At 70.2% G+C, this 26,506-nt stretch carries 22 protein-coding genes; 16 read left to right on the top strand and 6 right to left on the bottom strand.

Features of this window, described 5'->3' with window-relative positions:
• Window positions 1-51: 51 nt before the first annotated feature.
• The gene (locus CQZ88_RS19970) at window positions 52-672 is read right to left on the bottom strand and encodes an AIM24 family protein (protein ID WP_006944059.1); all 621 of its coding nucleotides are present in this window, start codon (window positions 670-672) and stop codon (window positions 52-54) included.
• Between the two features lie 57 nt (window positions 673-729).
• Between CQZ88_RS19970 and CQZ88_RS19965 the strand changes: the two genes are divergently transcribed.
• Both CQZ88_RS19965 and CQZ88_RS19960 read left to right on the top strand, forming a co-directional pair.
• Window positions 730-1,494, top strand: a complete 765-nt coding sequence (locus CQZ88_RS19965) for an IclR family transcriptional regulator (protein WP_044476359.1) — start codon at window positions 730-732, stop codon at window positions 1,492-1,494.
• 98 nt (window positions 1,495-1,592) lie between these two features.
• Window positions 1,593-2,777 (top strand): 4-hydroxybenzoate 3-monooxygenase, encoded by a 1,185-nt coding sequence (locus CQZ88_RS19960; RefSeq protein ID WP_006944057.1) that lies wholly within the window; start codon window positions 1,593-1,595, stop codon window positions 2,775-2,777.
• A 151-nt stretch (window positions 2,778-2,928) separates the two neighbouring features.
• Here the strand turns inward: CQZ88_RS19960 and CQZ88_RS19955 are convergent, their stop codons facing one another.
• Window positions 2,929-3,621, bottom strand: a complete 693-nt coding sequence (locus tag CQZ88_RS19955) for an SDR family NAD(P)-dependent oxidoreductase (protein ID WP_102800200.1) — start codon at window positions 3,619-3,621, stop codon at window positions 2,929-2,931.
• 132 nt (window positions 3,622-3,753) lie between these two features.
• Between CQZ88_RS19955 and CQZ88_RS19950 the strand changes: the two genes are divergently transcribed.
• The 8 genes from CQZ88_RS19950 to CQZ88_RS19915 all read left to right on the top strand — a co-directional run bounded on the left by CQZ88_RS19950 (window position 3,754) and on the right by CQZ88_RS19915 (window position 13,593).
• Window positions 3,754-4,647, top strand: a complete 894-nt coding sequence (locus CQZ88_RS19950; RefSeq protein WP_102800199.1) for a LysR family transcriptional regulator — start codon at window positions 3,754-3,756, stop codon at window positions 4,645-4,647.
• Window positions 4,648-4,793: 146 nt separating this feature from the next.
• A complete protein-coding gene (locus CQZ88_RS19945) occupies window positions 4,794-6,158 on the top strand; it encodes an MFS transporter (protein WP_006944053.1) in 1,365 nt (454 codons plus the stop codon).
• A 66-nt stretch (window positions 6,159-6,224) separates the two neighbouring features.
• Window positions 6,225-7,163 carry a shikimate dehydrogenase gene (locus CQZ88_RS19940; protein WP_065923328.1) on the top strand — a complete coding sequence of 313 codons (939 nt, stop codon included), beginning with the start codon at window positions 6,225-6,227 and terminating at the stop codon, window positions 7,161-7,163.
• Window positions 7,160-9,112: an FAD-dependent oxidoreductase gene (locus CQZ88_RS19935; protein ID WP_102800198.1), complete on the top strand. Its 1,953-nt coding sequence runs from the start codon at window positions 7,160-7,162 to the stop codon at window positions 9,110-9,112. The genes CQZ88_RS19940 and CQZ88_RS19935 overlap by 4 nt, the downstream gene beginning before the upstream one ends.
• The gene (locus tag CQZ88_RS19930; RefSeq protein ID WP_102800197.1) at window positions 9,109-9,945 is read left to right on the top strand and encodes an aldo/keto reductase; all 837 of its coding nucleotides are present in this window, start codon (window positions 9,109-9,111) and stop codon (window positions 9,943-9,945) included. The genes CQZ88_RS19935 and CQZ88_RS19930 overlap by 4 nt, the downstream gene beginning before the upstream one ends.
• The gene (locus CQZ88_RS19925) at window positions 9,945-11,039 is read left to right on the top strand and encodes a Gfo/Idh/MocA family protein (RefSeq protein ID WP_029546613.1); all 1,095 of its coding nucleotides are present in this window, start codon (window positions 9,945-9,947) and stop codon (window positions 11,037-11,039) included. Before CQZ88_RS19930 ends, CQZ88_RS19925 begins: the two co-directional genes overlap by 1 nt.
• Window positions 11,036-12,766 carry an FAD-dependent oxidoreductase gene (locus tag CQZ88_RS19920; RefSeq protein ID WP_102800196.1) on the top strand — a complete coding sequence of 577 codons (1,731 nt, stop codon included), beginning with the start codon at window positions 11,036-11,038 and terminating at the stop codon, window positions 12,764-12,766. Before CQZ88_RS19925 ends, CQZ88_RS19920 begins: the two co-directional genes overlap by 4 nt.
• Entirely contained in the window at window positions 12,763-13,593 is an 831-nt protein-coding gene (locus CQZ88_RS19915) for a sugar phosphate isomerase/epimerase (RefSeq protein WP_102800195.1), read from the top strand. The genes CQZ88_RS19920 and CQZ88_RS19915 overlap by 4 nt, the downstream gene beginning before the upstream one ends.
• A gap of 99 nt (window positions 13,594-13,692) precedes the next feature.
• Here the strand turns inward: CQZ88_RS19915 and CQZ88_RS19910 are convergent, their stop codons facing one another.
• The 3 genes from CQZ88_RS19910 to CQZ88_RS19900 are packed head-to-tail and all read right to left on the bottom strand — an operon-like array spanning window position 13,693 to window position 17,340.
• Complete coding sequence (locus CQZ88_RS19910) at window positions 13,693-14,850, bottom strand: acyl-CoA dehydrogenase family protein (RefSeq protein WP_043799942.1); 1,158 nt, start codon at window positions 14,848-14,850, stop codon at window positions 13,693-13,695.
• A 34-nt stretch (window positions 14,851-14,884) separates the two neighbouring features.
• Window positions 14,885-16,078, bottom strand: coding sequence for an acyl-CoA dehydrogenase family protein (locus CQZ88_RS19905; protein WP_006944025.1), 1,194 nt, complete (start codon window positions 16,076-16,078; stop codon window positions 14,885-14,887).
• Complete coding sequence (locus tag CQZ88_RS19900) at window positions 16,075-17,340, bottom strand: CoA transferase (protein ID WP_102800194.1); 1,266 nt, start codon at window positions 17,338-17,340, stop codon at window positions 16,075-16,077. Before CQZ88_RS19900 ends, CQZ88_RS19905 begins: the two co-directional genes overlap by 4 nt.
• A gap of 315 nt (window positions 17,341-17,655) precedes the next feature.
• On the opposite strand from CQZ88_RS19900, the gene CQZ88_RS19895 reads away from it, so the two are divergent.
• From CQZ88_RS19895 to CQZ88_RS19880, 4 genes are all read left to right on the top strand, one after another.
• On the top strand, window positions 17,656-18,996 hold the full coding sequence (locus CQZ88_RS19895; protein WP_102800193.1) for an MFS transporter: 1,341 nt from the start codon (window positions 17,656-17,658) through the stop codon (window positions 18,994-18,996).
• Window positions 18,997-19,131: 135 nt separating this feature from the next.
• The gene (locus tag CQZ88_RS19890; RefSeq protein WP_006944012.1) at window positions 19,132-20,262 is read left to right on the top strand and encodes an acetyl-CoA C-acyltransferase; all 1,131 of its coding nucleotides are present in this window, start codon (window positions 19,132-19,134) and stop codon (window positions 20,260-20,262) included.
• Between the two features lie 37 nt (window positions 20,263-20,299).
• The gene (locus tag CQZ88_RS19885) at window positions 20,300-21,064 is read left to right on the top strand and encodes an SDR family NAD(P)-dependent oxidoreductase (protein WP_006944010.1); all 765 of its coding nucleotides are present in this window, start codon (window positions 20,300-20,302) and stop codon (window positions 21,062-21,064) included.
• 10 nt (window positions 21,065-21,074) lie between these two features.
• Window positions 21,075-22,757 carry a class I adenylate-forming enzyme family protein gene (locus tag CQZ88_RS19880; RefSeq protein WP_050036474.1) on the top strand — a complete coding sequence of 561 codons (1,683 nt, stop codon included), beginning with the start codon at window positions 21,075-21,077 and terminating at the stop codon, window positions 22,755-22,757.
• Between the two features lie 168 nt (window positions 22,758-22,925).
• On the opposite strand, the gene CQZ88_RS19875 is transcribed toward CQZ88_RS19880, so the two are convergent.
• Window positions 22,926-24,110, bottom strand: a complete 1,185-nt coding sequence (locus CQZ88_RS19875; protein WP_029546608.1) for an acyl-CoA dehydrogenase family protein — start codon at window positions 24,108-24,110, stop codon at window positions 22,926-22,928.
• A 207-nt stretch (window positions 24,111-24,317) separates the two neighbouring features.
• On the opposite strand from CQZ88_RS19875, the gene fabG reads away from it, so the two are divergent.
• Together fabG and CQZ88_RS19865 are read left to right on the top strand one after the other, a co-directional pair.
• Window positions 24,318-25,058 carry a 3-oxoacyl-ACP reductase FabG gene (fabG, locus tag CQZ88_RS19870; protein WP_102800192.1) on the top strand — a complete coding sequence of 247 codons (741 nt, stop codon included), beginning with the start codon at window positions 24,318-24,320 and terminating at the stop codon, window positions 25,056-25,058.
• A 52-nt stretch (window positions 25,059-25,110) separates the two neighbouring features.
• Window positions 25,111-26,319, top strand: coding sequence for an acetyl-CoA C-acetyltransferase (locus CQZ88_RS19865; protein ID WP_029546606.1), 1,209 nt, complete (start codon window positions 25,111-25,113; stop codon window positions 26,317-26,319).
• Window positions 26,320-26,506: the final 187 nt, after the last annotated feature.

Raw genomic sequence — 26,506 nt, 5'->3', positions numbered from 1 at the left:
CCTCCGTCATCGCTGCCTCCGTCATCGCTGTCTCCGTCATCGCTGCCTCCCTCACCGCTCCGCCGGCTGGATGGACACGACGCCCATGCCGTCCCACCGCAGCGAGAACGCCTCGCCGCTGCCCTGACCGACGAACGTGCGCCACGAGACGTCGGTGACGAACGACTGGCTCAACTGTCCCTTCGCGCACACGAACGCGTCCGGGTCGACGACGAGCGGGTACTGCGGCGAGACCTCGAGGTGGATCAGTGGGCCACCGGCCGACAGCAGCGCGACCTGCCCGCTGCCGGTGACCGTCGTGGTGAACAGGCCCTGGCCGCTCATGTTGCCGCGCACCCCGGCGAACGTGACGTTCGTGGTGAGGTTGCCGTTCAGGGCGAGCAGTTGCTCCGACTCGACCTGCAGCGTCTCGTTGTTCAACTCGAGCACCGTGACGTCCTGCCCCTGGTGGGCGAGATAGACCACGCCGTTGCCGGCGCACTCCATCAGCGACAGGCCCTCACCCGTGGCCCGCTGCCGCAGGCCGGCCAGCACGCCCTCGCCGCCGCCGAATCCGGCCGACTTGAACTGCACCTGGCCCTCGTACGCCACCATCGACCCCGACAGTGCCCGGATGCTGGTGTTGTTCAGGTGCGCCTCTATGACCCGTTTCGATCTCTCGACCAGTCGCATGCGCGAACACGATAGACGCTCGGCCGCCGGTGCGCCCTTCCGGCTCGCGCCCGCCCGATGCGGACACCCCACAATGGGTGCGTGCCCGATGTTCCCGACCGGACCCTGCTCGGCCGCGCCTTCGCCGTGCTGGGCGCGTTCACCGCCGAGCGCCCGCGCCTGACCCAGTCGGAACTGAGCCGCCGGACCGGGCTTCCCCTGCCGACGGTGTTCCGGCTGTGCGGCCAGCTCGTCGACGCCGGGGCACTCGAACGCCGTGCGGACGGCAGCTATCAGGTCGGGGTGCGGGTGTGGGAGCTCGGCGCCCTCGCGCCCCGCGCGCACGGCCTGCGCCAGGTGGCGATGCCCTATCTCGAGGACCTGTTCGACGCGACCCGGGAGAACGTGCAGCTGGTCGTCCGGGAGGGGCTCGAGGCGCTCTACGTCGAGCGGTTGTCGGCGCGCGGTGCCGTGGCCGTGGTCGGCCGGGCGGGCGGCCGGCTGCCGCTGCACGCGTCGAGCGGTGGGCTGGTGCTGCTCGCCCACGGCGGGCCCGAGCTGCTGCAGGAGGTGCTCGATGCCGGGCTCGAACGGTTCACCCCCGCCACGATCACCGACGAGGCCCGGTTGCGGCGCGTGCTCGACGGCGTCCGCCGCACCGGCATCGTGATCTGCCGCGAATACCTGAACGTGGGCACGATGGCGATGGCGGCACCGATCCGGGAGCGTTCCGGCCGGGTCGTCGCGGCGATATCGGTGGTGGTGTCGATCGATGCGGATCCCGCGCCGTTGATCCCGGCCATGCGAGCGGCGGCGAGCGGCATCTCCCGGCGGCTGACCTGAAAGCCGTCTTTCGCTGAGTGAAAGTGGGGGGTGACGACGTGGACCTTCCTTCGGGACAGTGAGGGTCGTCACCGCTTCCCGATCCCGAGGAGTCCCCCATGAGCGAATCCCGCACCCAGGTCGCCGTCGTCGGCGCCGGCCCCGCCGGGCTGATGCTGTCGCACCTGCTGCACCTGCGCGGCATCGAGTCCGTCGTGCTCGAGGCGCGCTCGCGGGAGGACATCGAGGCCACCATCCGCGCCGGCGTGCTCGAGCAGAACACCGTCGACCTCATGGTCGAGACCGGCGTCGGCGACCGGCTGAAGGCCGAGGGTTACGAGCACCACGGCGTGGAGTTCCGTTTCGGCGGCAGGGGTCACCGCATCGCGTTCGACGAACTCGTCGGGCGCGCGGTCACCGTCTACCCGCAGCACGAGGTCAACAAGGACCTCATCGCCCGCCGTCTCGCCGACGGTGGCGACCTCCGCTTCGGTGTCTCCGACGTGCAGGTCCACGACCACCTCACCGATCGGCCGTACCTGACCTACACCGACGCGCAGGGCAACCCGCAGCGCCTCGACGCGCTGCTCGTCGCCGGCTGCGACGGCTCGCGCACCGGCACCCGCGGTCTGATTCCGGCGCCGCAGGTGCGCACCGACCACTTCCGGCAGTACCCGTTCGCCTGGCTCGGCATCCTCGCCGAGGCGCCCCGCTCGTCGGAGGAACTGATCTATGCCCGGCACGAGCGGGGCTTCGCACTGATCTCCACCCGCACCGCCGACGTGCAGCGGCACTACCTGCAGGTGGACCCGGACGACGACGTCGCCAACTGGTCCGACGACCGCATCTGGAGCGAACTGCACGCCCGGGTCGACGGGGAGGGGGCCGAGGTCAAGGACGGCCGGATCTTCGAGAAGTCGATCCTGCAGTTCCGCAGCTTCGTGTGCGAGCCCATGCAGCACGGCAACCTGTTCCTCGCCGGCGATGCCGCGCACACCGTCCCGCCGACCGGCGCCAAGGGGCTCAACCTCGCGGTCGCGGACGTGTTCGTGCTGGCCCGTTCGATGGACGAGTACCTCACCCGCGGTGAACGCGGCCGGCTCGACGGTTACACCGCGGAAGTGCTGCCGCGCGTGTGGCGGGCCCAGCACTTCTCGTGGTGGATGTCGTCGATGCTGCACGCCCACCCGGGCAGCAGCCCGTTCGACAACAAGCGCCAGGACGCCGAGCTCGACGCGATCACCCGTTCCGTCGCCGGACGCACCCTGATCGCCGAGCAGTACACCGGGTGGCCCCTGGTCTGACGCGCCGACGCCCTCCGCGCGCAGCCTGCTCCGGGTCGAACGGGAGCTTGTCGCGCCGAGCGGGCCGTGACGGCGGCGTCGGCCGAGTAGCTCCGACGACAAGTTCCCGCTGGACGCGGAAACCCCCCGCTCGTCGGCCGAGTGCGGACCGTCAGTACGACGCGCGGCCGCCGCTCGCGTCGTATACGGCGCCGGTCGAGAAGCTCAGCGCGTCCGAGGAGAGCCAGGCGACGAGTTCGGCGATCTCGTCCGGCCGGCCCATCCGGGCCATCGGCGTCAGGCTCTGCGACCGCGCCAGGATCGCCGGATCCGTTCCGGCGTTCATCGGGCTCTCCACCGCCGCGGGCGCAACCACGTTGGCGAGCACCCCGGTCGTCGCGATCTCCTTGCCGAGCGACTTCGTCAGCGCGATCACCGCGGCCTTGGATGCCGAGTAGGCGCTCTGCTTCGGATTGCCGTCCTTGGCCGCGATGCTCGCCAGGTTCACCACCCGGCCCCAGCCGGCGCCGATCATCGCGGGAACGAAGGCGCGGCACGCGAGGAACGTGCCGTCGACGTTGATGCGGAACGTGCGGTGCCAGTCGGACAGCGCGGTGTCGACCAGCGGCGCCGAGGGTCCCACGACGCCGGCGCTGTTGACGAGGATGTCGACCCGGCCCAGGCGTTCTCGCAGCCGTTCGACGGCGGCGGGGTCGGCGACGTCGACGCATTCGTCGGCGCCGTCCGCGATGTCGGCGGTGACGACCCGGACGCCCGCGACGGACAGCCGCCTCGCGCAGGCCGCGCCGATTCCGCTCGCCCCGCCGGTGACGAGCGCGGTCGCGCCCGAGGGATAGGTCACCATACGGCTGCTCCTCGCCGGTGTGTGGATAGTAGTCTGAATCCATGTGCGAAATCGAAACAATCGGAGACGCACCATGTATGAATCTGGATATACGGCTGTAGGTGCAGTCGTCAAGTCCCCGAAGGGATCGACATGGAGATCCGCTGGCTTCAGGCCTTCGTCGCCGTCGCGGAGGAACTGCACTTCGGCCGGGCCGCCGCCCGCTTGCAGATGGCGCAGTCACCCCTGAGTCAGACGGTGCGCAAGCTCGAGAAGGACCTCGGTGTGCCGTTGTTCGAGCGCAATACGCGCAGCGTCGCCCTCACGGCGGGCGGTCACGCCTTCCTGCCCCACGCCTACCACATCCTCGAAAGCGTCGAGACGGCACGGCAGGCCACGCGCGCGTCCGCCGGCGGCGTGTACGGCCGCATCAAGATCGGGTTCACCGGTGTGCTGAACCATCTTTCGCTCCCGCCGCTGACCCGGGCGCTGCGACAGCGTTACCCGGACATCGAGCTCGACCTCGTCGGCCGCATCATGACCCGCGAGGCGGTCACCCAATTAGAGAGTGGTGCATTGGATCTCGCGTTCGTCGGGCTGCCGGTCCAGTCCACGGCGGTGGCCACCCGGCTGATCCGCCGCGAGTCGTTCGGTGCCGTGCTGCCCTCCGACCACCCGCTCGCCGGAGAGCAGGAGATCGACCTGCACGAACTCGCGGACGACGGCTTCATCACCACCCCGTTGTCGGCGGGGTCGGCCCTGCAGGAGAGCGCCATGCGTGCGTGCCTCGACGCGGGGTTCCGCCCGCGCGTGGTCCAGGAGATCACCGACCCGTACATGATCCTCGTGCTCGTCTCGGCCGGCGTGGGGGTGGCGTTGATGACGTCGAGCATCGCGACGATCACGCCGCCGGGCACGGTCTTCGTCCCCCTCGCCGGAGAATCCGTCTACATGCACCACGGGATCGGCTGGTCGCCCAGGCGCGTGTCGCCGGCGCTCGAGGTGGCCTTGAAGGTCGCCGAGGAGATTCTTCCCACGCCCGATTGAGACGATAAGGGTCTTTATCTGAGACTTTTTCAGTGTTGGACGCTGCATAGTGCGGCGTGTCACGCTCGTCTCGTTCCGGCGACTGTGAGGGCCATCACCGAGTGGCCGACTCGGCGTCCGTCGGATCCTGGGACGAAAGGAACGCCATGGCGAACACGCACGCTGCCGGCCCCGACGGACGACCGAACGAGAACGCCCGCCGGGCGGCCATCTCCGGTTTCCTGGGCAGCACCCTGGAGTACTACGACTTCTTCATCTACGGCTCCGCCGCAGCCCTCGTCTTCGGGAAGATCTTCTTTCCCGGCGACGGAGCCACCTCGACGCTGCTGTCGATCAGCACCCTCGGCGTCGCATACATCGCCCGCCCGCTCGGCGCCGTGCTGTGGGGGCACTGGGGCGACAAGTTCGGCCGGCGCAACGCCCTCCTGGCCTGTCTGATGCTGATGGGCATCGCCACGTTCGTCATCGGCTGCCTGCCCACCTACGAGCAGATCGGCATCGCCGCGCCGGTGATCCTGGTGCTGCTGCGCCTGCTGCAGGGCCTGTCGGCCGGTGGTGAATCCCCGGGCTCGTCGTCCCTGACGCTCGAGCACGCCCCGGCGCACCGGCGCTCGTTCTTCACGTCGTTCACCATGAGCGGCATCATGTTCGGCATCGTCATCTCGAGCCTCGTGTTCATTCCGGTGGCATCGCTGCCCGACGAGGCGCTGTACTCGTGGGGCTGGCGGGTGCCGTTCTGGCTCAGCATCGTCGTCACGGTGGTCGCGGTGTGGCTGCGCCGCAAGCTCGACGAGCCCGAGGTGTTCGAGGAACTCCAGGAGAACGGCGAGACCGCCACCCTGCCGGTCGTCGAGATGTTCCGCTCGCACTGGCGCACCGTCCTGCGGATCAGCCTCAGCGCCACGTTCGCCATGATCAACACGATCGTCAACGTCTTCGCACTCGCCTACGCCGTGCAGGTCGAAGGCTTCGAGCGCTCCACGATGCTGTGGGCGATCGCCGCCGCCAACTTCGTGGCGGTACTCAGCCAGCCCGTGGCCGGGCTCCTCGCGGACCGGATCGGCCGCAAGCCGGTGTTCGTGTTCGGTGCCCTCGGCTCGGGCGCGATGGTGTTCGCCTTCTTCCACGCCATCGGAACCGGCAGCACGCCACTGGTGTTCGCCTCGGGGATCGTGCTGATCGGCTTCTTCTACGCCATGCCGAACGGTGTCTACCCGGCCTACTTCCCGGAGCAGTTCCCGGCCCGGGTCCGGTACACGGGCATGGCCGTGAGCCTCATGCTCGGTCTGCTCGTCGCCGGATTCACACCCGCCGTCGCGCAGATGCTCTCGGCGGGGGACACCAGCAACTGGGCCCCGGTCGCCTGGATGTGCCTGGGCTTCGCGGTGCTGTCGTCGATCGCCGCCCTCACCGGTCCGGAGACCTACCGCACCCCCACCGAGGACCTGGGCGAGCGTCGCCCGGCGCCGGCGGCGCGACCGGCGCAGGAACTCGTCCGCAGCGACGTCTGACCGGCCACCGAGCCCCGGCGCCCGACGCGCCGGGGCCACGGCCCGTCCCACCCCGTAGGAGTAACCGTGACCCCGTCCACCGCCCGCCACCGCATCCGGCTCGTGGGGGCAGGCATCGCCTCGTCCCTGTCGCCGGCCCTCCACGAGCGCGAGGCCGCCGCACTCGGTGTGAGCGACTACCGCTACGAACTGCTCGACCTCGAGGCGGAGAACGTTCCCGTCGAACGCACCGGCGACCTGGTGCGCGCCGTCGTCGCCGGCGGCTGCACCGGCCTGAACATCACCCACCCGTGCAAGCAGGTCGTCATCCCGGCCCTCGACGGCCTGTCCGACAACGCCCGCCTGCTCGGCGCGGTCAACACCGTCGTCGTCCGGGACGGGCGCCTGATCGGCCACAACACGGACCACAGCGGATTCCTCACGGCGCTGCGCCGCGGGCTGCCCGATGCCGCCCTGGATGCGGTCGTGCTGGTCGGTGCGGGCGGTGCGGGCTCGGCGGTGGCCTACGCGCTCGCCGCCGCGGGTGTGGCGGACCTGCGGATCGCCGACGTGGACACCGCCCGCGCCGCGGACGTCTGCGCGCGACTGTCCACCGCCTTCCCCGCGACACGGGCCACGGCTCTGCCGGCGGAGGCGATCCCCGCCGCCCTGCGCACGTGCACCGGGGTGGTCAACGCCTCGCCGATCGGCATGGTCGGCCACCCCGGAACGCCGTTCGACACCGGCGCCCTGCACCCCGGGCTGTGGGTCGCGGACATCGTCTACCGGCCGATCCGAACCGAGCTGATCGCGGCCGCAGCGGTTCTCGGCTGCGACGTGCTCGACGGCGGGCAGATGCTCGTCGCCCAGGCCGCCGACACGTTCGCGCTGCTGACCGGGATCCGTCCGGACGTCGACCGCATGCGGAAGCACCTCGACGAGCTGATCTCGGACCGGGTTCTCGTGGCCGCGCCGGTGGACCGTGCGCCGGCCGGACGTCCCGATGCCCACCAGGAGATGGAATGAACACCACCGCGTCCTTCGCGCAACCGCTGGACATGGGTTCGGTCCGTTTGCGCAACCGCTTCGTGTCCGCGCCCATGGAACGCAACTACTGCGAACTCGACGGCACGATGACCGACCGCTACATCGCCTACCTCGAGCGACGTGCCGCCGGAGGCGCCGCGCTCGTCTTCACCGAGGCGAGCTACGTGCGGGCCGACGGCAAGGGCCGCATCCGCCAGATGGGTGTGGACGTCGACGAACGCATCCCCGGCATCGCCCGGATGGCGGAGGCGGTGCACGCCCACGGCGCGCTCGTCGGTGTCGAACTCAACCACGGGGGCCGCACCGCGCAGGGCGCGGTGAGCGGATTCGTCCCGGTCGCCCCCACCCCGATCCCGTGCGCGGTCGTCGGCGGCGAGATGCCCGAGCAGCTCGACAGCGACGACATCGAGCACCTCGTCGAGTGCTTCGGTGAGGCCGCGGCACGCTGCGCGAAGGCCGGCGTCGACGTGATCTCCCTGCACGGCGGGCACGGTTATCTCATCCACCAGTTCCTCTCGCCCGCATACAACCACCGCGACGACGAGTGGGCCGAGCCGACGCTGTTCGTCAACCGGGTCATCGACGCGGTCCGCACCATGGCGCCGGGTATCACTCTGGGACTGCGCTTCTCGGCCTTCGAGGCGGTCGACGGCGGGCTCGACGCGGAGACGACGCGCGAGCGCATCGACGCGATCGACACGCACCGGCTGGACTTCCTCGACGTTTCGGCGGGCAACTACGAGTCGGGGCAGTGGATCATCCAGCCGGGGGAGTGGCAGCGCGGTCTGCTCGCCCCGTACGCCGAACCGTATGCCCGCGACTTCGACATCCCGGTGGGCGTCGCCGGCCGGATCAGCTCACCCGAGACGGCGGAGCAGATCATCGCCTCCGGCCGGGCCGACTTCGTGAGCATGGCCCGGACCCTGCACGCCGACCCGGACTTCCCGAACCGTGCCCTCGACGGGGGCCGGTACCGGCCCTGCATCGCCTGCAACTACTGCATCGACAGCCTGGCGGCCGGGCCGATCCCGTGTTCGGTCAACCCGTGGGTCGGTCGCGAACTCGAGCAGCCCTCGAAGCCGGCCGGGACCGCGGTGCGCGTCGCCGTCGTGGGCGGCGGACCGGCCGGCACGGCGGCCGCGCGTGAGCTCGCGCTGGCGGGCCACAGCGTCGACCTGTACGACGAACGCGGCAGTCTGGGTGGCGATTTCGCGTTGGCCTCCCGGCTGCACGAGTACCCGGAATACCACCGGATCGTCGACTGGTACTGCGACGAACTCGCGGACCTGAATGTCACCTGCCACACCGGTACGAGAGTCGATGCCGCCACGCTGGCCCCGCTCGACTTCGACGCGATCGTCCTCGCGACCGGCGGGCGCGGACCGGCGATCGACCTTCCCGGTGCCGGCACGCGACGGATCCGCGACGTGCGGGAGTTCCTCGCCTCCGGGGACCCCGCGCCCGAGTCGATCACGATCTTCGGTGCCGACCGGGAGGCCGCGGCGGTGGCCGACGACCTGCTCCAGCACGGCACGAGGGTGGTGATGATCGGTCCGCAGGAGACGATCGCGCACGATGTCGGCCGTCGCGGCAAGATCGTCCTGCTGCCCCGGCTGGCGGCGAGCGAGAACCTCACCACGTACCTGTCGTCCGTCGTCACGCACATCGAGGCCGACCGGGTGGTCATCTCGACGAACGGGCAACAGCGCACCGTGCCCGCTCCCGGGGAACTGCTCGTCTCGCACGGCGTCGAGCCACGCGCCGACCTGCTGACCGAGCTGCGGCGGCTCGCGCCGCGGCTCGGCGTCCATTCCGTCGGGGACGCGAGCGGCGACGGCGGCTCCCTTCATGCCGCGCTCGTCACGGCCGCCGACGTCGCCGTCCGCATCACCGCGGCCGCCGATTCGCGCGTGGGGGCCGACGCGTGAACCCGGAGACCACCGCGCCGGCACCGGATTCCGTGCGCACCGCGCTGCCGCGCCTCGGCCTGGGCACCTGGCCCCTCGTCGGGCCCGACGCCACGCGCGCCGTGCTCGCCGGCATCGAGGCCGGATACCGGTTGATCGACACGGCAGCGATCTACGGGAACGAGGACGCCGTCGGCGCCGCCCTCGCCACCTGCGGCGTGCCCCGCGACGACCTGTTCGTCACCACCAAACTCCGCGGCAGCGACCATGTTTCCGGCGACGTTCGCGGTGCCGTGGAGCGGAGCCTCGAGTGCCTCGGCCTCGAGCGGCTCGACCTGTTCCTCATCCACTGGCCGCTGCCGCGGTTCGACCGGTACGCTGCGGCCTTCGAGGCCATGCTCGAGTGCCGCGACGCCGGGCTCGTCCGCTACGTGGGGGTTTCCAACTTCCTCGGCCACCATCTGCGCAAGGTGGTGGCCGAGACCGGGGAGGCTCCCGCCGTCAACCAGATCCAGATGGACCCGTCGCTGGCCCGCCTGCCCGTCCGCCGCGCGAACGACGAGCTCGGGGTGTTCACCCAGTCGTGGAGCCCGCTCGGCCGCGGCGAGGTGCTCGGCGCCCCCGTCGTCGCCTCGATCGCGGACCGCGTCGGCTGCACGCGTGCGCAGGTCGTGCTGGCCTGGCACCTCGCGCAGGGCGTCGTGCCGGTCGCGCGGTCGGCGAACCCGGCGCGCCAGTCCGAGAATCTGGCCGCCGTCGACGTGGAACTCACGGCGGCGGACGTCGCCGCGCTGAACCGTCTCGACCGCGGCGAAGCCGCGGCCCGGGACGTCGAACGAGAGGAACACTTCTGATGCCACTTCGTGCAGGCATCGTCGGATGCGGAAAGATCGCGGGCAACCATGCGCACGCACTGCAGCAGGTGCCCGGCGTCGAGGTCGTCGCGTGCTGCGACCCCGACCTGGAGCGCGCTCGCGCATTCGCCGCCCGGCACGGCATCGCCCACGCCGTCGGATCTGTGGCGGAGTTGTTCGCTCTCGGCCTCGACGCCTGCACCGTCTGCACACCACACCCCGTGCACGAACAGATCGTCCTCGCCGCCGCCGAGGCCGGGATCCACGTGCTGTGCGAGAAGCCGATCGCGGTGGACGTGGCCGCGGCCGACCGGATGATCGCGGCCGCCGACCGCGCGGGCATCACCTTCGGGGTGTTGTTCCAGCGCCGATTCTGGCCCGCGGCGCGCCGCATCAAGGCGGCGATCGACGACGGCCGCCTCGGCGTTCCCGTCCTCGGGGAGGTGTCGGTGATCCTGCACCGCCCGTCGACCTACTACTCGGCCGACGCGTGGCGCGGGCGGTGGGACACCGACGGCGGGGGCGTCCTCATGACGCAGGCCGTACACCAGATCGACATGCTGCAGTGGTTCATGGGTGCGCCGGTCCGCGTCAGTGGCTTCGTCGGCACCCGCTTCCACGGCGAGCACATCGAAACCGAGGACAGCGCCTCGGCCGTCGTCTCGTTCGCCTCCGGTGGCACCGCGACGATCACCGCCACCACCGGCGCCAACCACAACCTCGGCAACCGCGTGACGGTGATCGGCGCAACCGGGGCGATCGCGAGCGTCCTCGAGTTCCCCGAGGGGCGTGAGGGCGTCAACGAGCTGTGGACCGCGCCGGGCGAGGTGGAGCTGCGAACCCCGTATTCCCCCGAGGTCGACGCCAATCTCGACGTCCGCGACGTCAACGCCGGCCTCGCCGACTTCCACACCCTGCAGGTCCAGGACTTCGCCGAGTCCGTGCTGACCGGCCGCCGGCCCGCGGTGACCGGGCGGGACGCCCGCGCCTCCCTGGCCGTCGTCGCCGCGATCTACGAATCCTCCCGCACCGGCCGGGTCGTCGACCTCGCGCCCGCACCCACCCTCGTCTCGTCCGGCAAGGAGCTCCGATGACCCCCGACACAGTGTCCGAATCCCTCACCTACGACGTGGTTGTCGTCGGGTCCGGCGCGGGCGGGCTGTCCACGGCCGTGGCTGCCGCCCACGGGGGCGCCTCCGTGCTCGTCGTCGAGAAGGCGGACGTGTGCGGCGGCGCCACCGCCTGGTCGGGCGGGTGGATGTGGACGCCGCGGACCCTGTTCGCCCACGCCGACGGGGTGCACGAGGACCGCTCGGAGCCGCGCCGCTACCTCGAACACCGGCTCGGGGACAACTTCGATGCCGCCAAGGTGGACGCGCTCCTCGACGGTGCCCCCGAGATGGTCGAGTTCTTCGAACACCACACGGCGCTGCAGTTCGTCCCCGGCGCCGCCATCGCCGACATCCACGGTGACACCCCCGGCGCCGGCACGGGACACCGCTCCGTCGCGCCGAAGCCCGTGAGCCTGCGCCGCCTCGGACCCGACGTCGCCGCGCTGCTGCGTCGGCAGCTGTACGAGACCTCGTTCCTCGGAATGGGCATCATGGCCGGCCCGGACCTGCAGGCCTTCCTGCACTCGACCCGCTCGGGCCGGGCGTTCCTGCACTGCGCGCGCCGCGTCTCGACCCACATGTTCGACCTCGCCACCAGCCGTCGGGGCCAGCAACTGGTCAACGGGACGGCGCTCGTGGGCCGGCTGCTGCGCTCCGCACTCGATGCCGGCGCCGACATCCGCGTCGCCACCGCCGCCACCGCACTCGTCACCGACCCGTCCGGCCGTGTCGTCGGTGTCCGGCTCGAGGGCCCCGACGGCGCCTACACGGTGTCCGCCCGCCGGGGTGTCGTCCTCGCGACCGGCGGGTTCACCCGCGACCTCGACCGGCGGCGAGAGCTGTTCCCCCGCACCCCGACCGGACGCGAACACTGGACGCTCACGCCGTCGACGACGACCGGTGACGGCATCTCGCTGGGCGAATCCGTCGGTGGCCGCCTCGACCGTTCGCTCGCCTCGCCGGTGGCATACTGTCCCGTATCCCTCGTCCGGTACCGCAACGGCAGGCAAGGCGTGTTCCCGCACATCCTGGACCGCGGAAAGCCCGGTGTCATCGGGGTGCTGGCCGACGGGCGCCGTTTCGTCAACGAGGCGCTCGGATATCACGACTACACACTGGCAATGGTCGAACAGGTGCCGGACGGCGAGGAGATCTGCTCCTGGCTGATCGCCGACCAGCAGTACCTGCGGTACTTCCCGCTCGGCATGGCCAAGCCCTTCCCGATCCCGACGTGGCCCTACCTGCGATCCGGATACCTCTCGAAGGGCCGGACGCTCCGCGAACTCGCGGAGCGGATCGGCGTCGACCCGGACGGGCTCGAGAAGACCGTCACCGCGTTCAACGAGAGCGCACGCCTCGGGGAGGATCCCGAATTCGGCCGCGGCACCACCCCGTTCAACGTCAAGTCCGGGGATGCGGACAACCCGTGGCCCAACCCGTCCCTCGCGCCGCTCGAGCGCGGACCGTTCTACGCCGTCAAGGTCGTCCCCGGCAGTTTCGGCACGTTCGCCGGCCTGGTCACCGACTCGTCGTCCCGGGTGCTGAACCGCGAGGACCGGCCGATCGACGGGCTGTTCGCGGTCGGCGTCGACCAGTCCAGCGTGATGGGCGGTCACTACCCCTCCGGCGGAATCAATCTGGGCCCGGCAATGACCTTCGGGTACCTGACCGGACGCCGCCTCGCATCGACCACAGGAGCCACCCGATGAGCACCCCGCTCGGCCTCGCCGCCCTCACCGTCCTCGACACACCGCCGCTGCAGCACGTCGATCTCGCCGAACGGCACGGATTCGACACGATCGGACTGCGTCTGCTGCCCGCGGCGCCCGGCACCACGGCCTACCCGCTGCATGAGGACGACGCCGCGCTCTCCGCGCTCGTCCGCCGTCTCGCCGATTCCCCGGTCCAGGTGTTCGATCTCGAGATCATCCGTCTCGGTCCGGATTTCGACCCGTCCGACTACGCTCCGCTGCTCGAGGCGGGCGCGCGGCTCGGGGCGCGGGCCGTCCTGGTCGGCGGCGACGACCCCGACCGGGCCCGTCTCACCGACTCCTACGCGCGGCTGGCGGAGCTGTGCGCCTCCTACGGCATCGTTGCGAGCCTCGAATTCATGCCGTGGACAGCGGTTCCCGACGCGAAGACGGCCGTCGAGATCGTCGCCGGGGCCGACGGTCCGGCCCGCAGTGTGCTCGTCGACGCGCTGCACGTCGCGCGCTCTTCCACGACCGTCGCCGACCTGGCGGCCATCCCGCGCGAGTGGTTGCACTACGCCCAGATGTGCGACGGCGCCACCCCCGCCCCGCGCGATCACGCCGAACTGATCCGGCACGCCCGGGAGGAAAGGCTCGTGCCCGGCACGGGCGGCATCGACCTCCCGGCGATCTGGTCCGCCCTGCCGGAGGGGCTGCCGGTGAGCATCGAGCTGCCGAACGAGCCGCTGCGCCAGGCGATCGGCACGGACGCCTGGCTCGAGCAGCTGGTCACCGCCACCAGGGCCGTACTCGGACGTGTCCCGGCCACCGCGATCGTCGAGTGAATCCGGAGCGCAACCGAATTCGCTCGCAGTACCGGAATCCGCCCACGCCGTGGCGTGGGCGGATTCCGGTTCGCCGCACGGATCCTGTGCGGGCGGAGGTCAGAGCCCGAGATCCTTGGCGATGATCGTCTTCATGACCTCGCTGGTGCCGCCGTAGATGCGGGTGACGCGGGTGTCGGCGTAGAGCCGCGCGATCGGGTACTCGGTGATGTAGCCGTAGCCGCCGTGCAGCTGCAGGCACTTGTCGATGACCCGGCCGGCGGCCTCGGTGCAGAACAGCTTGGCCTTCGCCGCGTCCGCGACGGTCAGTTCGCCCGCGTCGTGCAGGTCGAGGGCACGGTCGACCATGAGCCGGATCGCCTCGACCTCGGTGGCGCACTCGGCGAGGACGAACTTGGTGTTCTGGAACGACGCGACCGGCTTGCCGAACACCTTGCGGTCCTTGACGTACGCGATCGCGTGCGAGAGCGCCGCGGCCGAGGACGCCGATGCGCCGAATGCGATGGTCAGCCGCTCCTGCGCGAGATTGTGCGTCAGGTACGAGAATCCGGATCCCTCCTCGCCGAGCCGATCCGTCACGGGCACCTTCACGTCGGTGAAGGACAGCTCGGCGGTGTCGGACGCCTTGAGGCCGATCTTCTCGATCTTGCGGCCCACGGCAAAGCCCTCGGAGGTGGTGTCGACGACGAGAATGCTCAGCCCCGCGCGGCGGTCCTCCGGCGTGGCGGGCGCCGTGCGGCACACCACGAGGATGCGGTCGGCGAGCGCACCACCGGTGATGAACGTCTTCGCGCCGTTGACGACGTAGTGGCTGCCGTCGGCCGACAGCTTCGCCGTCGTCGAGATGTTCGCCAGGTCCGACCCGGTGCCGGGCTCGGTCATCGCGATCGCGAACATCAGTTCACCCGAGGCGAATCCGGGCAACCAGCGCTGCTTCTGCTCCTCGGAAGCGTACTCGAGCAGGTACGGCAGGATCAGGTTGGAATGCACCGAGTAGCTGCCGAAGGACACGCCCGCGGCGGCCGTCTCCTCGGCGACGACGGCGTTGAACTTGATGGACTTCTCGCCGCCCCCGCCGAACTCCTCGGGCACCTGGATGCCGAGCACGCCGAGCTCACCGAGACGGCGGTAGAAGTCGCGCGGCGGATGCCCCTCGACCTCCCAGTCGTGGTGGACCGGCGCGACCTCCTTGGCGATGAAGTCGCGGACGAGCTTGCGGAAGGCCTCGTGGTCCTCGTTGAACACGGTTCGCTGCACGGAAAGGTTCTCCTTCGAATGGGGTCGATGCGGATCAGAGTGCGTAGCTGCGCAGTACGCCCTTGCTGATGATCGTCTTCTGGATCTCGCTGGTGCCCTCGCCGATGAGCAGGAACGGTGCCTCGCGCATGAGCCGCTCGATCTCGTACTCCTTGGAATAGCCGTAGCCGCCGTGGATGCGGAAGCTGGCCTGGGTGACCTCCGAGCAGTACTCGCTGGTGAGGTATTTCGCCATGCCGGCGGCGACGTCGTTGCGCTCGCCGGAGTCCTTCAGCCGCGCGGCGTTGACCATCATCAGATGAGCGGCCTCGACCTTCGTCGCCATCTCCGCGAGGGAGAAGGAGATCGCCTGGTGCTGCGCGATGGGCTTGCCGAAGGTGGTGCGCTGCTGCGCGTACCGGGCGGCGAGCTCGAACGCGCGGATGGCGACGCCGCAGGCGCGGGCGGAGACGTTGACGCGGCCGACCTCGACGCCGTCCATCATCTGGTAGAAGCCGCGGCCGGGAGTGCCACCGAGGACATCGGTCGCCTTGGCGCGGTAGTTGTCGAAGATCAGCTCGGTGGTGTCGATCCCCTTGTAGCCCATCTTGTCGATCTTGCCGGGGATGGTGACGCCGGGGACGACCTCGCCGAAGCCGGCGGGCTTCTCCACGAGGAACGTGGTGAGATTCTCGTGGGGCTTGGCGGCACCCTCCTCGGTGCGCACCAGCGCGGCCACGAGGGTCGAGCTGCCGCCGTTGGTCAGCCACATCTTCTGGCCGTTGATCACGTAGTCGCCGTCGGCGTCACGCTTGGCCTTCGTGCGGATCGCGGCGACGTCCGAGCCCAGTTCCGGCTCGGACATCGAGAAGGCGCCGCGGGTCTCGCCGGTCGCCATCTTCGGCAGGTAGTAGTTCTTCTGCTCGTCGGTACCGTGCTGGCGCAGCATGTAGGCGACGATGAAGTGGGTGTTGATCACGCCGGACACGCTCATCCAGCCGCGGGCGAGTTCCTCGACGCACAGGGCATAGGTGAGCAGCGACTCGCCGAGCCCGCCGTACTCCTCGGGGATCATCAGCCCGAACAGGCCCATCTCCCGCATCTGATCGACGATGGCCTGCGGGTAGGTGTCCGAGTGCTCGAGTTCCTGCGCGTTCGGGATGATCTCCCGGTCGACGAACTGCCGGACGGTGGCGAGGATCTCGGTCTGGAACTCGGTGAGGCCGAGGGTCTGGGCGAGACGGGTCATGCGAAGTCCTTCTCGAGGTCGGGGAGGGTGCCGGCGGGGACACCGACGGTCCCGTCGGTGGCGAGACGATCGATCTCTTCGGGCGTCAGGCCGAGGTGTTCGCTGAGGACGGCGGCGGTGTCGTCGCCGTTGGCCGGCGCCGGCCGGGGTGCGGGGTGGAGGCCGTCGAACGACATCGGCAGGCTGGGGGCCAGGTGCCCGCCGACGCGGGGCTGCTCGACGTACTGGAACATCGGATTGGCGGTGACGCGAGGGTCTTTCGCGATCTCGGCGAAGGTGCGGTACCGCTCGTGCAGGATCGAGGTGCCCGACAGGGCGGTCTCCACCTCGGCGGCGGTGTGCTCGCGGAACCACACGGCGAACAACGCGTCGAGTACCTCGCGGTGGCGGTAGCGGGCGCCCTCGTCGCGGAAGTCGGCGCCGAGGGCGGCTTCGAGCGCGTCGACCGCGGCCGTCGTGCCGGTCAGTTCGGTCAGGTCGCGGAAGTGGCGCGGGGTCAGCGCGACGACCATGAAGGACGCGCCGTCGGAGGTGGTGAAATCGCGACCGTAGGTGCCGTAGACGGCGTTGCCGATCCGGTCGCGGTCGGGCCCGCCGAGCTGGGCCTCGGCGAGGTAGCCGAGGTTGCCGACGGTGGCGAGGGCGACGTCTTCGAGGGGGAGCACGATCTTCGCGCCTGCACCCGTGACCTCGCGGCGGTGCACCGCGGACGCGACCGAGAGCGCGGCGTAGAGACCGCACGCGACGTCCCACGCCGGCAACAGGTGATTGACCGGTCCGGCGTGGCCGACGGGGCCGGTGGCGAGCGGGAAGCCCGCGGCGGCGTTGACGGTGTAGTCGACGGCGGAACCGCCGTCCGCGCGGCCCAGGACCTGCACGTGGATCAGATCGGGGCGGATCGTGGCGAGCTCGTCGTAGTCGAGCCAGTCGCGTCCCGCGGCGTTGGTGACGAGCACCCCGGCGTCGGTGATGAGGTCCCGGATCAGCTTGTGCGCGTTCGGGTCCCGGAAATCCGCCGCGAGGGAACGCTTGCCCTTGTTCAGGCCCGCCCAGTAGATGGACTCGCCGTCCTCGGTGACGGGCCACCGGTGGTAGTCGGCAGCGCCGCCGATCGGGTCGACGCGGACGACCTCGGCGCCGAGCTGCGCGAGCGTCATGCCGCACAGTGGGGCTGCGATGAAACTCGAGACCTCGATGACCCGCACACCGGCCAGGGGCGCGGTGGACGAGGGAAGCTCGTCGATGGAAGCAGTGGAGTTCATATCGCCTGTCCTCATCCGGGCGGACGCCGGAGCCCAGGGCGCGCCGGCGAAGCTGTCCGAGCAAATATGCAGCACCGCCGGGCCACAGGGCCAACACCGTTCGGCTATAGGTCGGTTAGCGCCGATCAATGGCCCTCGCATTGGAGGGCCGGAAGTCCATAGGTTTCGACGATCGATCGATTCGTCGACGGGACATTGCCTCAGTGACCTAGACCACGTTGAATGGATCCCGAGCGCCTGATCGGTGCATCTCCTTCGATCGCCGACGCACCGTCCGATCGATATATCCCTTCGAGCCATTAAGGGGACACTCCGGTGACCACTGGCGAAATCTCGCACGACGCAGCGCACGGCGCCCCGCCGAAGGGGGCGGCACCACTCGTCAGCGGCAAGCAGGCATGGGGCATGACCGGCCTCGTGATCTTCCTGTACGTCGTCAACTACGCCGACAAGGCGGTGCTGGGCATCATCGCGCAGCCGCTGGCTCGCGAGCTGGGACTGTCCTCTTCCCAGATCGGCCTCGTCGGATCCCTGTTCTTCGTGACCTTCACACTCGGCGGCTTCCTGGCCGGCCCGCTCAACAAGTACCTCACCCTGCGGTGGGCGCTGCTTGCGCTGGCCGCGATGTGGTCGGTGGTCATGCTGCCGCTGGTCGTCTCGGCGAGCCTGGTGATGCTGATCGTCACCCGCATGCTGCTCGGCCTGGCCGAAGGCCCCAGTTCGGCGCTCATGCACACCGCCGCGTACTCGTGGCATCCCCCGGCCAAGCGCGGCCTGCCCGGCGCCTTCCTCGCCGGCTCGGCGTCGGTTGCCAAGATCGCCCTCGCCCCGGTCCTCGCCTACATCACGGTCGAGTGGGGCTGGCGGGCCGCCCTGGTCTCCCTGTCGATCCTCGGCGCCGTGTGGATGGCCTCGTGGCTGACCGGCTGGAAGGAAGGCCCGTTCACCGCGACGGCCGTGAAGAAGGGGACCGGCACCGCATCCACCGAACCGTCGGTGCCGTGGAAGAAGATCTTCCTCACCCGCACGTTCATCAGCTGCGTCGTCCTGATCATGGTCGTCTACGCGCTCACCACCGTCGTGCTGACCTGGCTGCCCTCCTACTTCGAGGTGGGCCTCGGCTACAGCGCCCTGCAGGCCGGTTCGATGTTCGCCCTGCCGTCGATCGTCGGTCTCGTCCTCATGGTCACCTCCGGTTCGGTCACCGACCGGCTCGCCCAGCGCGGCTACCGCTCCCGGGTCGTGCGGATCATCGTTCCCGGCATCGGCGTCCTCGTCTGCGGTTCGGTCCTGGTCTTCCTGCCCAGCATCGGCACCCCCGGCCTCGCCGTCGCGGCCGTGTCCATCGGCTACGGCTTCGGCGCGATCGTCTTCCCCCTGATCAACGCCGCCATCTCGGAGCTGTGCCCGCCGCAGCAGACCGCAGGCACGATGGGCGTGTTCCTCGCACTGATGGCGGTCGGCGGCCTGGTCGCCCCCTACGGCACCGGCGTGCTCGTCGACAACGCGGCCACCCCGGCCGAGGGCTACGCGACCGCCTTCCAGGTCATCGGTGCACTCGGCATCGTCGCGGCGATCCTCGTCCTGATCTTCGCGAACCCGGAGCGCGACCGCGCCGTCATCCGGGGCGAGTCGGACGCCACCGCGAAGGCATAGCTTCCGCCTAACGGAGTCATCCACCGAATGTCCTTTCCCCACCGGCCGGGTGCGTGATCGACTCGATATCGAGGACCACCACCCGGCCGGTCGTCGTCTCCGCTCCTCGCTCTTCTACTGCAGTAAGGAATCCCCATGCGCGATGCCGTGATCGTCGATGCCGTCCGTACTCCGATCGGGCGCCGTGGCGGTGCCCTGTCCGAGATCCATCCCGCCAACCTGTCGGCACACGTGCTCGGGGCCCTCGCCGACCGCACCGGGCTCGATCCCGCGTCGGTCGAGGATGTCGTGTGGGGTTGCGTGAGCCAGGTCGGCGAGCAGGCCGGAATCGTCTCACGCAGTGCCGTGTTCGCCGCCGGCTGGCCCGAGACGGTTCCGGCCACCACCGTGAACCGCGCCTGCGGGTCGAGCCAGCAGGCCGTCTCGTTCGCCGCGGCTACCGTGATCTCCGGTCAGAGCGACGTGGTCGTCGCCGGTGGCGTGGAGTCGATGAGCCGCGTCCCGATGGGCAGCGCGAGCAAGAACGGTGAGCACTTCCCGGCCGAGGTTCTCGAGCGGTTCGGTGTCGAGGGCTTCAGCCAGGGCACCGGCGCGGAGATGATGGCCGAGAAGTGGGGCCTGTCCCGCACCGCGCTCGACGAGTACTCGCTGCGCTCGCACGAGCTGTCCGCGGCCGCGACCGACGCCGGCGCCTTCGCCGGGCAACTCGCCCCGATCGCCGGCCTGAGCGCCGACGAGGGCATCCGCCGCGGGGGCAGCCTCGAGTCCCTGGCCAAGCTGAAGACCGTGTTCAAGGAGGACGGCGTGATCCACGCCGGCAACTCCTCGCAGATCTCCGACGGCGCCGGTGCCCTGCTGATCACCACGAGCGAGTACGCCGCGGCGCAGGGCTGGACCCCGATGGCCCGCATCCACACCGCCGTCGTCGCCGCCGACGATCCGGTCATCATGCTCACCGGTCCCATCGCGGCCACCGAGAAGGCGCTGAAGCGGTCGGGCCTGTCCATCGATGAGATCGGCGCCTTCGAGATCAACGAGGCGTTCGCCCCGGTGCCGCTCGCGTGGCAGATCGAGACCGGCGCCGCGATGGACCGGCTCAACCCCCTCGGTGGCGCCATCGGCGTCGGCCACCCGCTCGGCGGCTCCGGCGCGATCCTCATGACCCGTCTCGTGCACCACATGCGCGACAACGGCATCCGTTACGGCTTGCAGTCGATGTGCGAGGCCGGCGGCATGGCGAACGCCACCATCCTCGAACTGCTCTGACACCCCGCTTCGCATTTCACGAAAAGGAACGAAAGATATGGAACTGAAGGGTCTTTCCGTCGCGATCACCGGCGGCGCCTCCGGTCTCGGCCTGGCCACCGCCCGCCGCGTCCTCGACGCCGGCGGCACCGTCACCCTCATCGACCTGCCTGGCTCGCCGGGTGCCGACGTCGCGAGCTCCCTCGGTGACGGCGCGGCCTTCGCCGCCGCCGACGTCACCGACGCCGAGCAGTTCGCCGCCGCCCTCGACGTCGCGCACGAGCGCGGCGGCCTGCGCGGACTCGTGCACTGCGCCGGCGCCGGCCGGAAGATGCGCGTCCTCGACAAGGAGGGCAAGGCCGGTTCGCTCGAGGACTTCGAGTTCGTGATCCGGCTGAACCTGATCGGCTCGTTCAACGCGCTGCGTCTCGGTGCCGAGCGCATGGCCGCGCTCGAGCCGGTCGACGGCGAGCGTGGCGCCATCGTCATGACCGCGTCGGTCGCCGCCTTCGAGGGGCAGATCGGCCAGATCAACTACTCGGCGTCCAAGGCCGGCATCGTCGGCATGACCGTCGTCGCCGCCCGCGATCTGGCCAGCAAGAACATCCGCGTCAACACCATCGCGCCGGGCATCATGGACACCCCGCTGCTCGCGCGCCTGCGCGACGATGTGCGTGCCTCGCTCGAGAAGACCGTGCCGAACCCGGCGCGCCTGGGCCGCCCCGACGAGTTCGGCCGGCTGGCCACCAACATCCTCGAGAACGGCTACCTCAACGGTGAGACCATCCGGCTCGACGGTGCCATCCGCATGGCCCCGCGCTGAGGTGGGACGGATGACCATGAACCTGCCGGATCCGTCGACGATGTCGCTGTCCTACCCGGACGTGACGATGGGCGTGTGGGCGCCGAGCATGGCCGCCCTCTACGGCGACCGCCCGGCGATCGTCGACGGGGAACGGGTGTGCACGTACCGCGAGCTCGACGAGCGCTCCGCGCAGTTCGCCTCCGCCCTGCAGGGAGCCGGTGTCGCCCCGCGCGACGTGGTGCTGCTGCACGTGGGCAACTGCATCGAGTTCATCGTGGCCTACTACGGTGCGCTGCGGGCCGGCGCCACCGTGACGCTGGTCAACCCGCTGCAACCGGAACCGGGCCTGCGCAAGCAGATCGAGGAGACGGGCGCCGTGGCGGCGGTGACCCAGCCGCAGCAGCTCGGTGTCCTCCTCGGCGCCGCGGCGGGCACCACGGCCGCGACGATCGTGGTGGTCTCCGACGAGCCGGTGGAGGTGGCCCCCACCTCCGCGGCCGTCGTGCGGTACGACGAGTTCCTCGCCGGGCAGCCCACGGCGTTCACGCCGGCGGAGGTCGCCGGAACGGACGTCGCGCACCTGGCCTTCACCGGCGGTACCACCGGCATCTCCAAGGGCGTGCGCGTGCTGCACCGCAACGTGGTCGCCAACGTGACCCAGATGTGCGGGTGGCGGGCCGCCCACCAGGTCGTCACCACCGGCGACGGGCTGGTCGCGCTGCGCCCGATCGAGGGTCTCGATGTGCACGGGGTGATCCCCGGCGAGGGCGCCACCGTCGTCGTGTCGCCCCTGTTCCATGCCCACGCGCTGATCAACACGTCGTTCCTGCTGCTGTGCGGCCTCACCCAGGTGCTCGCGGGCCGCTTCGACCCCGCCCGCATGCTCGAGCTCGTGGAGCGGCACCGCGCCAGCTACATCACCGGCAGCCCGGCCATGTGGCATGCGCTGGCCACCCACCCCGACGTCGCCCGCCGTGACACCACGTCGGTGCGGGTCGTGTCGTCGGGGGCGGCGCCGATCGACCACGTCACGCTCGAGGCGCTCGGTGCGGCGTTCCCGAACGCCCGCGTGGCCGAGGGCTACGGCCTGACCGAGGGCACGTGTGTGGTCACCGCCATGCCGCTGATCATCGGGTCCACCTATCGTCTCGGCAGTGTGGGCCTGCCCGTCTTCGACACCGAGATCGAGATCCGGGTCCAGGACGATCCGAGCGTCGTCCTCGGCGAGGGCGAGCGCGGCGAACTGTGGGTCCGTGGGCCTCAGGTGACCGACGGCTACCTCGGCCATCCCGAGATCACGGCCCAGCAGTACGTGGACGGCTGGCTCGACACCGGCGACATCGCCTACCGCGACGCCGACGGCTACGTCTATATCTGCGACCGCGCCAAGGACATGCTGATCTACAAGGGCTACAACGTGTATCCGCGTGAGCTCGAGGAGATCCTGGTGTCCCATCCTGCGGTGTCGACGGCGGCGGTGGTCGGCCGCGAGGCCGGCAACGTCGGGCAGGAACCGGTCGCCTTCGTGGTGCCGGTGCCGGGCGCGCAGCCCGACCCTGCCGAGCTGATGGCCTTCGTTGCCGAGCAGGTCCTGCCCTACAAGAAGATTCGCGAGGTCGTGCTCGTGGACGCGCTGCCCACCTCCGCGGCGGGCAAGGTGCTCAAGACGGATCTGCGGGCCCGGATCGAGCAGGCCGCGGCCTCACGCTGAACCGGCAGCCGGGTACCGCGACGGTGCCCGGCTGTCGCCGCGTCGCCGCGTCGCCGAGCGAATGGACCATACTGTCGGTCTGACGAGGTGAGCGATACATTCGCTCGGACGAACAGACGAAAAGGGGCGGTGCCTTCGACAGGCACCGCCCCTCGTCGCGTTCCGGGGTCAGCCGCGCTGGGCCTGCTTGACCAGTCCGCCGCCGATGATCAGACGCTGGATCTCGCTGGTGCCCTCGTACAGGCGCAGCAGCCGCACGTCCCGGTAGATCCGCTCGACCGGCACCTCCCGCATGTACCCGGTGCCGCCGTGGATCTGCACCGCCAGGTCGGCGACCTTGCCGACCATCTCGGTGCAGAACAGCTTCGCCACCGACGGCGCGATCCGCCGGTCGGTGCCCTCCACCCACGCCCGCGCCGCGTCGCGCACCAGCGCCCGCCCGGCCATCACCCCGGTCTGCTGATCGGCGAGCATCGCCTGCACCAGCTGGAAGTTGCCGATCGCGGTGCCGCCCTGCGTCGCGGTCGCCGCATACGCCACCGACTCGTCCAGCGCGCGCTGCGCCTGCCCCACCGACAGCGCCGCGATGTGCACCCGGCCGCGGGCCAGGGAGGTCATCGCGGCCTTGTAGCCGACGTCCTCGCTGCCGCCGACCAGCGCCGCGGCCGGCACCCGCACGTCGGTGAAGTGCACGTCCGCCGTCCAGGACCCCTCCTGGCCCATCTTGCGGTCCTTGGCGCCGACCTGCACCCCGTCGGTGTCGGCCGGGACCAGGAACACCGCGATGCCGGTGCCGTTCTCGTCGGCGGGGCGGGTGCGGGCGAAGACGACGAACAGGTCCGCGAGCGGGGCGTTGGTGATGAACCGCTTCTCGCCGGTGATGATCCAGTCGTCGCCGTCGCGCACCGCCTTGGTGCGCAGCCCGGCCGGGTTCGAGCCGGCGCCGGGCTCGGTCAGCGCGAACGACGCGACGACCTCGCCGGAGGCGATCTTCTCGAGCCACTGCGCCTTCTGCTCGTCGGTGCCGAACCCGACGAGGACCTGCCCGGCGATGCCGTTGTTGGTGCCGAACATCGACCGCAGCGACAGCGTGGTGTAGCCCAGCTCCATCGCCAGCTCGGCGTCCTGCGCCAGGTTCAGGCCCAGCCCACCCCACTCCTGCGGGATGGCGTACCCGAACAGGCCCATCTCCTTGGCGGCGGTGCGGATGTCGTCCGGAATCGCGTTGGTGTCGGCGATCTCCTGCTCGCGCGGCACCACCACGCCGCGCACGAACGCGCGGGTCTGGGCGAGGATTTCCTGGAAGTCGTCGTCGTCGACCTGGGCAGCCGGCGTCGCAGTCGAGGTTGTCATGAATCCACCATCGGTTTCCGGGGCGGCGGGTGTCCAATACGAATCACCCCATCGCCACATAGGCACTGTCGATGAATGGGGCGGGGTCGAATCACCGGTCCTCTCGGTATATTCGGAGCATCAGCCGACGGGCGTCGCCCGCGTCCTCGATTCATCGGTGCCTTCCCACCGTCCCCGGACCGGGTGGGCTCGTGCGAAAGGAACCTCATGTCACTGCTGGAGAACCGAACCGCCGTCATCACCGGAGGCGCTCAGGGCATCGGTTTCGCGATCGCACAGGAGTTCGTCGACGCCGGCGCCCGGGTCGTCCTCGGCGACCTCGACCTCGATGCCGCGACGGCCGCCGCCGAGAAGCTCGGTGGCCGCGAGGTGGCCCGGGCGGTGCGGTGCAATGTGGTGAACGCGGAGGAGTGGGACACGCTCCTCGCCGAGGCCGTCGACGGGTTCGGCTCGCTCGACGTCGTCGTCAACAACGCCGGCATCACCCGCGACGCGACGATGCGCACCATGACCGAGGAGGACTTCGACCTGGTGATCGCCGTCCACCTCAAGGGCACCTGGCACGGCACCCGCAAGGCGTCGGCGATCATGCGCGATTCCAAGCGTGGCGCCATCGTCAACATCTCCTCGCTCTCCGGCAAGGTCGGCATGGTCGGCCAGACCAACTACTCGGCCGCGAAGGCGGGCATCTTCGGCCTCACCAAGGCGGCCGCGAAGGAGATGGCGCACCACGGCGTGCGGGTCAACGCGATCCAGCCGGGCCTGATCCGTTCCGCGATGACCGAGGCGATGCCGCAGAAGGCCTGGGATCAGAAGATGAGCGAGATCCCCATGGGCCGGCCCGGCGAGGTGTCCGAGATCGCGTCCGTGGTCCTCTTCCTCGCGTCCGACATGTCCTCGTACATGACCGGCACGGTACTCGAGGTCACCGGCGGCCGATTCATGTGAGTACCTGTCTCACGGTCTCTTTCACAATCACTCTCCTCTCCCGAAGGTCGTCATGCGCGAAGTAGTCATCTGCGAGCCCGTCCGCACTCCCATCGGCCGCTACGGCGGAATGTTCAAGTCCCTCACCGCCGTCGACCTCGGTGTCGCCGCACTGAAGGGTCTCCTCGACCGCACCGGAATCGCCCCCGACGCGATCGAGGACGTCATTCTCGGCCACTGCAACGGCAACAGCGAGGCCCCCGCCATCGGCCGCGTCGTCGCGCTCGACGCGGGCCTGCCGATCACGGTGCCCGGCATGCACATCGACCGTCGCTGCGGCTCCGGCCTGCAGGCCGTCATCCAGGCTGCGCTCCAGGTGGGCAACGGCGACAACGAGGTCGTCGTCGCCGGCGGTGCCGAGTCGATGAGCAACGCCTCGTTCTACTCCGTCGACATGCGCTGGGGTGGCGCCCGCACCGGCGTGCAGATGCACGACAGCCTCGTGCGTGCCCGGGCCACCGCCGGCGGCCGCTTCTACCCGGTGCCCGGCGGCATGATCGAGACCGCCGAGAACCTGCGCCGCGACTACGGCATCAGCCGGCTCGAACAGGACGAGCTCGCGGTGTCCTCGCACGCCCGCGCCGTCGCCGCGCAGAAGAACGGCATCCTCGCCGAGGAGATCGTCCCGGTCACCGTCACGACCCGCTCCGGTGACGACGTCATCGACACCGACGAGCATCCCCGCCCGGACGTCACCGTCGAGTCGCTGGCGAAGCTGAAGCCGATCATGGGCAAGCAGGATCCCGAGGCCACGGTCACCGCCGGTAACGCCAGCGGCCAGAACGACGCCGCGTCCATGTGCCTCGTCACCACCCCCGAGCGCGCCGCGGAGCTGGGCCTGACCCCGCTCGTGCGGGTCGTGTCCTGGGGCCTGGCCGGTGTGGCTCCGAAGATCATGGGCATCGGCCCGGTTCCGGCCACGGAGAAGGCCCTCGCCAAGGCCGGCATCACGCTCGCCGACGTCGACGTGATCGAACTCAACGAGGCCTTCGCGGCGCAGGCACTCGCGGTGACTCGCGAATGGAAGTTCGGCGCAGCCGATTTCGAGCGCACCAACGTCCACGGGTCCGGCATCTCGCTGGGCCACCCGGTCGGCGCGACCGGCGGCCGCATGCTGGCGACGCTCGCCCGGGAACTGCACCGCCGCGACGGCCGTTACGGCCTCGAGACGATGTGCATCGGCGGCGGTCAGGGTCTGGCCGCGGTGTTCGAGAGGGTGTAGGCCGCTTCGCGGCCGGTGCGTCCTTTGGGCTGTAGGAGCAACTCAAAGGACGCACCGGCGCGTCAGCGCCGCCGTACCAGGTCGACGAACGCCTGACCCACCGCAGACAGGGTCGCCGGATCGAACGCGAGCCCGTACGTGCCCACCAGCCGCGGCTCGCATGCGCGCACCACGAGCCGGTCCCCGG

This window comes from Rhodococcus sp. ENV425 (assembly GCF_002887785.1).
GTDB classification, from domain to species: domain Bacteria; phylum Actinomycetota; class Actinomycetes; order Mycobacteriales; family Mycobacteriaceae; genus Rhodococcus; species Rhodococcus aetherivorans.
Note: the sequence above shows the minus strand (reverse complement) of the source record. Positions and strands in the feature narration are given on the sequence as shown.